8 protein-coding genes and 1 pseudogene are annotated in these 11,531 nt (G+C 37.3%); 7 read left to right on the top strand and 2 right to left on the bottom strand.

The window, feature by feature from the left end:
* From C8C76_RS15225 to C8C76_RS13955, 4 genes and pseudogenes are all read left to right on the top strand, one after another.
* Positions 1–836: pseudogene (locus C8C76_RS15225) on the top strand (hypothetical protein); the annotation flags it as partial.
* A gap of 264 nt (positions 837–1,100) precedes the next feature.
* On the top strand, positions 1,101–2,249 hold the full coding sequence (locus C8C76_RS13965; protein ID WP_166637097.1) for a glycoside hydrolase family 16 protein: 1,149 nt from the start codon (positions 1,101–1,103) through the stop codon (positions 2,247–2,249).
* Between the two features lie 128 nt (positions 2,250–2,377).
* Positions 2,378–3,739, top strand: a complete 1,362-nt coding sequence (locus C8C76_RS13960; RefSeq protein WP_108142705.1) for a glycoside hydrolase family 30 protein — start codon at positions 2,378–2,380, stop codon at positions 3,737–3,739.
* A gap of 70 nt (positions 3,740–3,809) precedes the next feature.
* Entirely contained in the window at positions 3,810–5,666 is a 1,857-nt protein-coding gene (locus C8C76_RS13955) for a family 16 glycosylhydrolase (RefSeq protein ID WP_108142703.1), read from the top strand.
* Between the two features lie 91 nt (positions 5,667–5,757).
* Here the strand turns inward: C8C76_RS13955 and mgrA are convergent, their stop codons facing one another.
* On the bottom strand, positions 5,758–6,750 hold the full coding sequence (gene mgrA, locus C8C76_RS13950) for an L-glyceraldehyde 3-phosphate reductase (RefSeq protein ID WP_108142701.1): 993 nt from the start codon (positions 6,748–6,750) through the stop codon (positions 5,758–5,760).
* A 322-nt stretch (positions 6,751–7,072) separates the two neighbouring features.
* Here mgrA and C8C76_RS13945 point away from each other — a divergent pair, with 322 nt between their 5' ends.
* The 3 genes from C8C76_RS13945 (at position 7,073) to C8C76_RS13935 (ending at position 10,887) form a co-directional block, all read left to right on the top strand.
* The gene (locus tag C8C76_RS13945; protein ID WP_108142713.1) at positions 7,073–8,458 is read left to right on the top strand and encodes an SLC13 family permease; all 1,386 of its coding nucleotides are present in this window, start codon (positions 7,073–7,075) and stop codon (positions 8,456–8,458) included.
* A gap of 196 nt (positions 8,459–8,654) precedes the next feature.
* Positions 8,655–10,085 (top strand): Na+/H+ antiporter NhaC family protein, encoded by a 1,431-nt coding sequence (locus C8C76_RS13940; RefSeq protein WP_108142699.1) that lies wholly within the window; start codon positions 8,655–8,657, stop codon positions 10,083–10,085.
* Between the two features lie 136 nt (positions 10,086–10,221).
* A complete protein-coding gene (locus tag C8C76_RS13935) occupies positions 10,222–10,887 on the top strand; it encodes an HAD family hydrolase (RefSeq protein WP_108142697.1) in 666 nt (221 codons plus the stop codon).
* Between the two features lie 54 nt (positions 10,888–10,941).
* Here the strand turns inward: C8C76_RS13935 and C8C76_RS13930 are convergent, their stop codons facing one another.
* Positions 10,942–11,412 carry a hypothetical protein gene (locus C8C76_RS13930; protein ID WP_108142695.1) on the bottom strand — a complete coding sequence of 157 codons (471 nt, stop codon included), beginning with the start codon at positions 11,410–11,412 and terminating at the stop codon, positions 10,942–10,944.
* Positions 11,413–11,531 lie beyond the last annotated feature (119 nt).

Here is an 11,531-nt window from a genome sequence, read left to right as displayed (position 1 = left end):
GATTAGATGACTCTATACCAGCAGTACCTTTTACAGATACCAAAACAAAGGTAACAGTAAAAGTTTATTCACCAGAAGTTGGAATGCCAATTAGATTAAAATTTGAAGATGCTTCAAATTCTGAAATTACAGTAGAAGCAGAAGTGAACACAACAGTAGCAAATGAATGGGAAACATTAACATTTGATTTTTCAAATCAAGCAGAAGGAACCGCAGCATTGGATCCATCGCAAACATATAACAAAATATCAATATTCGGTAATTTTGGAACTTCTCCAAGCTCAGAGCAAATATTCTATATAGACGATATAATTTTTATAGATGAAGAAGAACCTTCAGATGATACGTCAACGATAGTAAACTTTGATGAATCAACAGCACCAAAATTTACAGATTTTGGAGGTGCAACTGGAGAAATAGCAGAGGATCCTAACGACTCATCAAATCAAGTAATGAAATTGATAAAATCTGCTGGTGCACAAACTTGGGCAGGAGTTACAGTATCTACAGGAGCAGATGACTCTATACCAGCAGTACCTTTTACAGATACCAAAACAAAGGTAACAGTAAAAGTTTATTCACCAGAAGTTGGAATGCCAATTAGATTAAAATTTGAAGATGCTTCAAATTCTGAAATTACAGTAGAAGCAGAAGTGAACACATCAGTAGCAAATGAGTGGGAAACATTAACATTTGATTTTTCAAATCAAGCAGAAGGAACCGCAGCATTGGATCCATCGCAAACATATAACAAAATATCAATATTCGGTAATTTTGGAACATCTCCAAGCTCAGAGCAAGTATTCTATATAGATGATATAGTTTTTATTAACTAAATAAAGTATTATTAAATAAAACATTTTCGCTGAAGATGATTTTACTTCAGCGAGAATGTTTATCAAAAAATAATCAAAATGATTAACAGATTAAATATAAGGTTATCTTTGAATATCTAATTAATAAGTATAATTTCTATTAAATGGATAGAATATTTTAAAGATATTGGAGATTTAATGATATAAAATATTATAGAGATATAGATGTCTATTTTTAGACTATTTAAAAAAAAGTATTTTCTAATAAGAATTAGGAGAAATTCTATGACAAAAAATAGAAAAAAATTGTTTTTATTACTCATCTTAATATCAATGCTTTTAATATTAACTGCCTGTAATGGTGGAAGCAGTGACAGCATCAGCAGTCACACTCTAACTGTACAGGTTGATTATAATCAATCTTCTCCACTTATGATTGAACTCTATGATGAGGAAGAAATGGTTGCCAATGAAGAAGGAGACTCAGCTCAGTTTGAAGTAAAAAATGGTACTTATACTTTAAAGGTATACAATGACTCAACTGCAAAATCAAAAAGCGTAGTTATCAACGGTAGTGACCATACTGTAGCTGTATCATTTTTAGATCCTACAATTCCAGAAGATGACTGGGAACCTGGTGCTGGCTGGAACCTCGACTGGAGCGATGAATTCAATGACGGGGATTTTGATACTAATATCTGGACAAGACAGCGATTGATGACTCCTTTCAATAATGAATTGGAAAGTTATACAGGTGAGCGATCAACAGCCTATGAAGAGAATGGTTATATGGTATTGAAAGCAACTTATGATGGTGGAGCTTATGATCAGCAGGGTAACTATACTTCAGCCAGGGTTATATCTAATCCAGGAGGTCAGGATGGAGACTCTGGAGCTGATGGAAAAACATTTAAATATGGGAAAATAGCAGCTAGAATCAAATTACCTGGTGGTAAAGGTATCTGGCCAGCATTCTGGATGTTGGGAGATAATATAAGTGAAACTGGTGGTAGTACATCTTGGCCGCAGTGTGGTGAAATTGATATTTTAGAAAGTGGAGCTAAAGGAGATCCAAATTATGGTCAGGGAACAGTTCATGGAACAGTCCATCGAGATCCTGGTACAGAATCAAATACTGCAGGATATAATGAACCCGTTCCAGCTGGATCATATACTCTAGCAGATGGTGAGCTATTTAAGGATGACTTTCATGTATTTGCAATAGAGTGGGATCAGGAAGAGATTATATGGAAATTAGATGGAATTGAATTTGGAAGAAAAGATATTTCTTCAGATATTGAAAATGAATTTCATAAGAATTTTTATGTGCTATTCAATATTGCTGTAGGAGGCCACTTTACTGATACTCCTGATGAAACAACAGGTTTTCCACAGTATATGTATATAGATTGGATTAGACATTACACTAAATAGTTAGATCTTAAAAATACAGGCGGCAACTGGCCGGGCTACCCGGATTCCACTACAGAATTTCCACAGAAGATGTATGTTGATTGGGTAAGAGTTTACAAGTAATAAAAATTTGAAGGGATGAAAATTTAATGACAAAAAAAATTAAAGTTATTCAGACAGCAAAAGATACAGAAGACAGATTGACAGAAAAGAATACACTAGAATTCAAAAAAGAAACGGTTGCTGCTTCAGCGGCCTTTGAAATCAAACGGGACCAAAAAGCTCAGTCGATCACTGGTTTTGGTGGGGCCTTTACTGAAGCGGGAGCCTACACTTTAGCCCAGGTACCGTCAGAATTGAGAGATGAAGTATTAGAAGCATATTTTCATCCTGAAAAAGGAATCGGCTACAGCTTGTGCAGAACCCACATTAACAGCTGTGATTTTTCACTGGGCAACTATGCCTATACAGAAACTGAGGGAGACACAGAACTTCGAGACTTTGATCTTTCCCGGGATGAAGAATATTTAATTCCTTTTATCAAAGATGCAATGGCAGTTGAGGGAGCAGAATTTAAGCTCTTTTCCTCACCCTGGAGTCCACCTGCCTGGATGAAAACAAACGGTAGGATGAACAAAGGCGGTAAATTAAAAAAAGAATACTGGCAGACCTGGGCCGACTATTTTGCCCGTTATATCAAAGAATATCAGCAAAGAGATATGGATATCTGGGGTGTGACCATTCAGAATGAGCCGATGGCTGAAACTCCCTGGGATAACTGTATTTATGAAGATGAAGAAGAAAGAGACTTTGTTAAGGTCTTAGGACCAACTTTAAAAGAAGCGGGTCTGGAAGATGTTAAGATTATGGTTTTTGACCACAACAAAGATATTATGAAATCCAGAGTTGATACCATTTTCACTGATCCGGAGGCAGCTAAGTGGGTCTGGGGAGTAGGTTTTCACTGGTATGGTGAAGATGACACTAAAGATATAGTTGATGATGAGGTTTTAAGCTATACCTATGAGACCTACAATAAGGAACTGGTCTTTACTGAAGGCTGTAATCCCCTATTTGATGCAGATGATTTTATTGGAGAATGGTGGACCGGTGAAAAATACGGACGCCATGTCATCGCTGATCTAAACCATTATACAACTGGCTGGGTTGACTGGAATCTCGTTCTGAACGAAGAAGGTGGACCAAATCATGTTCAAAATTACTGTGATGCGCCAATAATTGTGGATACTCAGAAGAACAAAATCCATTATAACAGTCCCTACTATTATCTGGGTCATTTCAGCAAATATATTAAGCCTGGAGCCACAAAAATTGGGGTTGCGTCAGCAAATGATGAGCTTTTGATTACAGCCTTCGAAAATCCAGATCAGACTACAGCAGTTGTAGTTATGAATGAAAAAGATGAGGCACAGGAATTCAGCTTAAAAGAAGAGGGTCAGGCAGTTAAAATTACAATTCCGGCTCATGCGATTCAGACTCTGGTTTATTAAGACTATGAGATTATTTTCACTTGTACCCGGTACAAATAGGTACAAAAATTATTAATAAAAGGGTGATAAAATGTTAAAGTTAAAGAAAAATTTTTCTGTGTTGTTAATTGTGCTTTTAGCTTTATCTTTTTTCAGTGCTGCTGTAAGTGCTGAAAACATTTTAGGTAATGGTGAATTTACAGAGGATATCAAAACTATCAACAATGTAACTGACAACGGTGGCGGGAATTTTGCAACCGAAGATAACTGGCTCTTTTTAGAGAATGCTGGAGCTGGTGTTGGAGAAATAGATAGTGAAATGTTTAAAGTATCTGTCTTTGAGGGCGGCAGCAATACCTATTCGATTCAGCTGCTGCAGGCACCGGTGGAAATCAAAAAAGGCTACAAATATAAAGTTGAGTTTGATGCTAAGGCCTCAAAGCCGAGAGAGTTAGAGTTAAAAGTTGGTGGAACAGCAGATAGAGGCTGGGGCTCATATGTCGGCGGTAAGGGAGAAACAGGAGGCTTTGTAGCAGAGCTTGACAGAGAAATGAAAAGTTATGAATTTGAATTTGTAATGATTGAAGATACTGATTCCAAGTCACGAGTAGAATTTCAGCTTGGTAAAAACACTGGTACAATCTGGCTGGATAATGTCAGCCTGACAGAAGTCGGAGAAGCATCTGCTGATGAGATTCCAGAAGAACAGAAAAAAAAGTGGGTTTATAATAAAGACTTCTTCTTTATCTTTAATGTAGCTGTTGGTGGTAACATGGGTGGTCAGGTCGATACTGATTTCCCTAAAGAAATGCTGGTTGACTACATTAAAGTTTATGATCAGGACGGTAACTTAGACTGGGAAGATGACTTTGATGGAGAAGAGGTTAATGAGGATTACTGGACCTATGAAGTAGGAAACGGTCATAAGCAGGGTATTCCTGGCTGGGGTAATAATGAGCTGCAGTATTATACTGAAGGTGAAAATGCACATGTTGAAGACAGTAACTTAGTAATTACAGTTAGAGAAGAACAGCGCAGTGATCAGTATGGGGAATATGATTATACTTCTACCAGAATGATTACTCAGGATAAAGTTAATATGAAATATGGTCGAGTTGAAATCAGAGCAAAACTTCCTGAAGGACAGGGACTCTGGCCTGCATTCTGGATGTTAGGTTCAGATATCACTGAAAACCCATGGCCTGGCTCCGGAGAAATTGACATGATGGAATTCATCGCCGGTCAGACAGATGAGGTTCACGGAACAGTTCACGGTCCCAACCACTATGGTGGTGGCGGAATTACCCAGCACTATGTTTTAGATGAAGGAGATTTTACTGACGGCTATCACGATTTTATTTTCGAATGGACTCCAGACGAAATGAGATGGTATATTGATGATGATCAAGAGCCATATCATGTTGTAGAAAGAACAGATGATAATCAGGCTCAAAGAGGTGGAAATCCTGAAGAACCAGAATATACTAAAAACGCGGTTGTCAATGGTGAATTTAACAGCTCAATTTTAGATAAAATGAGCAGTTCTCCTGATAACTGGTATGTCTGGACAGGAGAAGGTGGCGCAGTTAGTGATTATGGTGTAGAAGACGGTGAATTTAAAATTGATGTTTCAAGTCTTGGTAATCAGACCTGGGCTATTCAGTTTGCTCAGTATGTCGATCTTGATGCAGGAGACTACAGATTGAGTTTTGAAGCCAGAGCAGATGCTGAACGCGATATAATTGCAATGGTGCAGGAAGACGGTGGAGACTGGAAAGTTTATGGAGAAGCACAGCCTACTTTAACTTCTGAAATGAAAAAATATATAGTAGATGTTTCTTTAGCTGCAGCAGACATACCTAAATTATTATTTTCATTAGGAAATACTGATAATGGTGAGACAACTGCAGTTTATATCGATAATGTTAAATTAGAAAAATTGAACTAAAAATTAAATAGTTAGAATAACAAAAAGGCTAAAACCCCTAAGCAGGGTTTTAGCCTTTAATCATTTCTAATAATTCTCAAGTGCCCGGTACCTACTCAGCAACAATAGCTTCAATAGCCGCCAGTTCTTCATTGGTAAAGCCAGTATTGTTTAAAGTACCAGCATTTTCAATAATCTGCTCAACCTTGCTGGCTCCAACTAAAACAGAAGTTGCTCCCTGTTCTAAAATCCAGGCTAAAGCCATCTGTGAGAGGCTCTGTCCTCTGTCAGCAGCAATATCGTTTAGCTGTCTTACTTTATCCAGCTTTTCTTCTGTAATGCTGTCTTTTTTCAGAAAGCCGCTTTCTTTGGCTGCTCTTGAGTCTTCTGGAATTCCACCCAGATATTTATCAGTCAGCAATCCTTGAGATAGCGGTGAGAAGATGATTGAACCCATTCCTACATCTTCCAGGGTTCCTAATAGATTTTCCTCTTCTGACCAGCGATCAAAGATAGAATAGTTAAACTGATTTAAGAGTAAGTCAACTCCCAGCTTATCGGCAACTTCTACTGCCTTTTTTGTCTGTTCGGCATTATAGTTAGAAATACCGACATATAGAGCTTTTCCCTGATCCTGAATCTGTTTTAAAGCACCAATAGTTTCTTCAAGTGGTGTATCAGGATCTGGACGGTGATGATAAAAGATATCTACATAGTCAAGGCCCATCCGCATTAAGCTCTGGTCAATACTTGAAATAAGATATTTGCGAGAACCCCAGTCTCCATAAGGCCCCGGCCACATATAATAACCGGCCTTGGAAGAAATAATCAGTTCATCTCTGTAAGGAGCGAAGTCTTTTTCCAGTAAAATCCCCATAGTTTCCTCTGCAGAGCCAGCTGGAGGCCCATAATTGTTGGCAAGATCAAAGTGGGTGATTCCTAAATCAAAAGCTTTGCGCAGCATTTTGCGGGCATTTTCTAAGGTATCAACTCCACCAAAATTGTGCCAGAGTCCTAAGGAAATTGCCGGAAGCTTGAGACCACTGTTCCCAGTATAATTGTACTCCATTTTTTCATAACGATTTTCGTCAGCTAAATAAGGCATCAAAAAACCTCCTCTTATGATTTTTAATTCAAGACATTTAAAAAACTTCAACTAAAATATAATATATTTTAAAAAATTTACTCAATTCTACTATTAGTATATCAGAAAAATCGATTTAGTTAAATGTAAGTTGATTACAATTAGTTGATAAAAATTGATATTAATAATTTAATTTGATTAGATAATATAGTATAATAAAAATGATAGGGCATAAAATGACTGATATTTATGATTTTGAAGCTTAATAGAATTTTAGTAGTAGTGAGATATAGTTGACTAATTTACTAAACTTTATTAAAATATAGATATACTAAAAACGGTGGTGGTTAAAATTAAAGATAAACGTACAATCTTTTTATTTGTTGGCATCATAGTTGCTCTGCTTGTCTGGAACCTCAGCATTCCCGGTCTTTCTTTAGCTGGACGGAAAATGTTTTCCTTAACTCTGATGACAGTTATTTTTTGGGCGGCAAAGGTGGCTGACTCTGCCTATATCGCAGCGCTATTTTTGATGTCAATGCTGATTTTTGAAATTGCACCCGCAGAAGAAGTGCTTTCACTCTGGACTTCCCAAACTGTCTATCTGGTAATTGGTGCCTATTTAATTGCAGCAGCGGTTGAGCGCTCCGGTCTGGGAGAACGAATAGCCTATAAATTTATTATTCGCTTTGTTGATTCTTACCGGTCGATTATAATTTCTATTTTTGCTTTGACCTTCCTCTTAAGCTTAATTATTCCTCATCCCTGGCCGCGGGCTTTTATTATTATGTCTGTTATGTCAGTCGTCATTGAAAATGCAGGAATTAATCAAAATGACGCTTCTAAAATTGGGCTAACTGTTTTTGCAGCTTCAATTCCGATTTCGATGATTTTTTTAACAGGAGAAAGCACACTCAATTTTATGACTCTGGAGTTTGCTGGAGTTGATTTAAGCTGGGGTGGCTGGCTTTTGTATATGGGAGCTCCAGCAGCACTGGCAGCTTTATTAACTCTTTTTGTGATTTTAAAATTATTTAAAGCCGAAGAAAAAGTAGAGATCAATAAGAAAAAGATTGGTCAGAAACTTCTGGACCTGGGAATGATGTCAGCTGAAGAACAGCGGACTGTTTTCTGGCTGATTGCAGCTGTTGTATTATGGATGACTGATTCTTTTCATGGAGTTGAACTGGGGTGGATCACTTTAACCATTGCTGTGATGATGAGTCTTCCGCTCAGTGGAGATATTCTAAAAAAAGAAGACTGGAATCAGGTTCCGATTAAGGTGCTGATTTTTCTAACTGCAGCAGTAGCAATAGGTAAGGTGGGATCTTTAACCGGGATGAACCAGTGGCTAGCTCAGGTTGTGCTGCCGGCAGAGACTCCTGGTAATATGCTCTATTTTGCTCTGATGACAGCAGGGATCTCAATTGTTTTACATATGTTTTTGGGCAGTGTAATCGCAGTGATGGGAATTGCAATTCCTGCTTTTATTATTTTTGCTGAAAGCTGTGGCATTAACCCTTTAGTTCCAGCTCTCTTTGTTTACACTGCAATTGGAACTCATTATATTCTTCCTTTTCATCACCTTAATATTCTGGTGGGAATGGGTAAAGAAAATGGAAACTACTCCGAAAAAAGTGTAATTAAACTCGGAATACCACTGACAGCAGTAGCCATAATTACCGTGATCTTTGAATATTTCTGGTGGCAGTTTACAGGTTTAATTTAATTTTTTTGTAATTAAAATTATCTTAGAAGCAGTAAAAATGAAAGCAGCTTATAATTACTAAAAACTGCAGCAAAAAGCTAAACTTTTCAGAAAATTTGTGGTATAATAGTAAATGTTGGTTTTTAAGTGTTAACCCGTATAATTTAACGCCAATGGCTGGGACATCAAATCAGTAGATTTTACAGGGAGGGATATTATGGAGTACGGGATTTTAAGTATTTTACCACCGTTAATTGCAATTTTACTTGCTTTAACAACAAAACAGGTTTTTATTTCACTGATCTTAGGCATTTTTTCGGGAACAATGATTTTAACTGACTGGTCATTTTTTGCAGCAGTCAACATGACTTTAGAAGAGATTGTGGCAATTTTTTCTGAAGCCTGGATTACTAAAACAATTATATTTTCATTTTTAGTTGGAGGTTTGATAACTGTAATTTCTGCCTCAGGTGGAGTGCAGGGTTTTATTAATTATCTTACCAAAAAAAGAGATGTGGTTAAGGATAAAAGGGGAGCACTGCTTTTAGCCTATATTACCGGTCTAATAATCTTTATTGAATCATCAATAACCAGTCTTGTATCGGGTACAGTTGCCAGACCTTTAACAGATAAATATAATGTGTCGCGTGAAAAACTGGCCTATGTTTGTGACTCAACTTCAGCTCCGGTCTGTGGATTAATCCCACTTAACGGCTGGGGAGCAATGCTGATGGGAGTAATTGGAGTTCAGATTGCCAATGGTGTTGTTGATGGTAATTCAGCTGAGCTGCTGGCTAAATCACTGCCTTTTCAGTTTTATTCAATTATTGCTATTTTGGCAGTTGGTTATTATATTCTGACAGGAAATGACTGGGGTCCGATGGCTAAGGCAGAGAAGAGAGCTTCGGAAAAGGGGCTGCTTTTAAGAGAGGGAGCTACTCCGATGGTTTCAGAAGAGGCAACAGCAACTCCTCCTAAAGAGGGAGTTACTCCAAAGATGAGAAATATGCTGCTGCCAGTTTTTGTTTTAATTGCAATGATGCCGCTAAGTCTATACATAACAGGTGAAGGAAATATTCTGCAGGGTTCAGGCTCAACCTCAGTTTTTTGGGCGGTAATTACTGCAGTGGCTTTTGCCGGTTTCCTGTACGTTCTGCAGGGGATCATGTCCTTACAGGAATATATTGATTATGTTTATCAGGGAATTGGAGCAATTGTTCCGGTTGCTATCCTTTTAATCACAGCTTTTGCCATAGGAAATGTGATTGGCTACCTCGAAACAGGAGAATATATGGCTTCTTTAGTTGAAGGAAGAGTAAGTGGAGCTTTTGGTCCGGCTATAGTCTTTATTATGGCTTCACTGATGGCTTTTGCTACTGGAACTAGCTGGGGAACCTTTGGAATTATGATGCCGATTGGAATTCAGATGGCTGTAGCGATGGGAGCTCCTCTGTATCCTACAATAGGTGCAGTAGTTTCTGGTGGAATCATGGGAGATCACTGTTCACCAATATCTGATACTACAATTATTTCTTCAATGGCTTCTGCCTCAGATCATATTGACCATGTAAATACTCAGCTTCCCTATGCGCTCGCTAATGGGGCTGTAGCTCTGGTGCTTTATCTGGCAGCCGGATTTATAATGTAATAATTTCCAGGTACTGGGTACTTAGCAAATAATGGAAATTTAGAGGAGGGCTTAAACTGCTCTCCTTTAGTTTTGCTTAAATTATGATATAATATAAAAAAGTTAATAAATCTTAAAAACATTGGGTGATAAATTTATGATAAAAGCGGTAATTTTTGATATGGATGGAACAATTATTGATTCAGAACCGATTTATGAAAGAGTAAATGAAGAGATATATGAAAAGTATGGTTTTAACTTAAGTCAGGAAGATTATGACCGCCATATGGGGGCCAATCTTAAGGATATCTGGACAGACATTTTAGACCGCTATCAGGTTAAGGATGAGTACTCACATTATAAGATTGAAGATTTTATGGAAGACCATATTCACAGTTCTTATATGGGGCTGGCTGAAGCTGAAGATTTAGAGCTGATGCCCGGAGTTAGAGATTGGTTTGAATTCTTAAAAGATCACGGCTATAAAATGATTGTTGCTTCTTCTTCCTATGAACCTGTAATTGAGCATGTTTTTCAGCGTTTTGGACTTGAGAATTATATGGAAGGCTATGTTGATGGAAATGCTATTGAAAACGGCAAGCCTGCTCCTGATATTTTTCTTGAGGCGGCAGAAAGGTTGGGGGTCAAACCGGAAGAATGTATTGTTATTGAAGATTCGGAGCATGGTGTAAATGGTGCTCATAAAGCAGGAGCCAGGGTAATTGGCTTTAATCGAGCTAAGGATGAAAGCCAGGATTTATCCAGAGCTGATCTGATCATTGACGAATTTAATCAGGAAAATTTAAATGAAATATTAAAATAGTATGTATAACAGTAAACCGGATGCTTAAGCATCCGGTTTTTAATTAGAAAATTTTTAGTTATAGTTAATCTGAGCTGTTAGTGAACTATCATTGGAGCCGGTAACTGTAAGCCTTAATGTATGAGATTCATCCTGGAGTAGTCTAAGATAAAATTCTTCAAAAGTTTCATCAGAGTTGTATTCATCATATTCTTCAGGAGTAAATATTTTTTTTAGATCAAGGGTATATTCAACTGTTTTTGAATGCTCTCCTATTACTGGCAAAGTAATATTGACTTCTTTTTCTTCATCAAAAATGATTTCATCATTTTCATCAATTACTTCTATTATTAGATTATTGAGGCTGAGGCTTCCAAAACCTTCTGTTGTAACTGTTAGCTCTAAATCCCTACTTGTCTCATTTTGACTAAACTCAACTGGATTGGGATCTAGCTCAAGCGAAATCCCTGCATTCGAACAGCCGCTTAAAATCAATAAAGAAGCTAGAAAAATCAAGATAGAAAGTGATGACTTTTTGGAATTCATAATAAAAACTCCCTTCTTTATTCACGTTACGTCAAATCTAATAGTTTTTTTAAAAATATTAATAGTTATCATAATTGTCAGGATAGGAATTCGCATAAAATGCAGGAATCCCTCCCCCT

Source organism: Halanaerobium saccharolyticum (assembly GCF_003053565.1).
Taxonomy (GTDB): Bacteria; Bacillota; Halanaerobiia; order Halanaerobiales; family Halanaerobiaceae; genus Halanaerobium; species Halanaerobium saccharolyticum_B.
The sequence above is the reverse complement of the archived record's forward strand: the minus strand, read 5'-3'. Positions and strand labels throughout refer to the sequence as shown.

Excerpts from the sequence above, each read along its gene's own strand:
- C8C76_RS13935 (WP_108142697.1), top strand. The coding sequence starts at position 10,222 with ATGATAAAAGCGGTAATTTTTGATATGGATGGAACAATTATTGATTCA.
- mgrA (WP_108142701.1), bottom strand. The coding sequence starts at position 6,750 with ATGCCTTATTTAGCTGACGAAAATCGTTATGAAAAAATGGAGTACAAT.
- C8C76_RS13930 (WP_108142695.1), bottom strand. The coding sequence starts at position 11,412 with ATGAATTCCAAAAAGTCATCACTTTCTATCTTGATTTTTCTAGCTTCT.
- C8C76_RS13960 (WP_108142705.1), top strand. The coding sequence starts at position 2,378 with ATGACAAAAAAAATTAAAGTTATTCAGACAGCAAAAGATACAGAAGAC.
- C8C76_RS13965 (WP_166637097.1), top strand. The coding sequence starts at position 1,101 with ATGACAAAAAATAGAAAAAAATTGTTTTTATTACTCATCTTAATATCA.
- C8C76_RS13940 (WP_108142699.1), top strand. The coding sequence starts at position 8,655 with ATGGAGTACGGGATTTTAAGTATTTTACCACCGTTAATTGCAATTTTA.
- C8C76_RS13955 (WP_108142703.1), top strand. The coding sequence starts at position 3,810 with ATGTTAAAGTTAAAGAAAAATTTTTCTGTGTTGTTAATTGTGCTTTTA.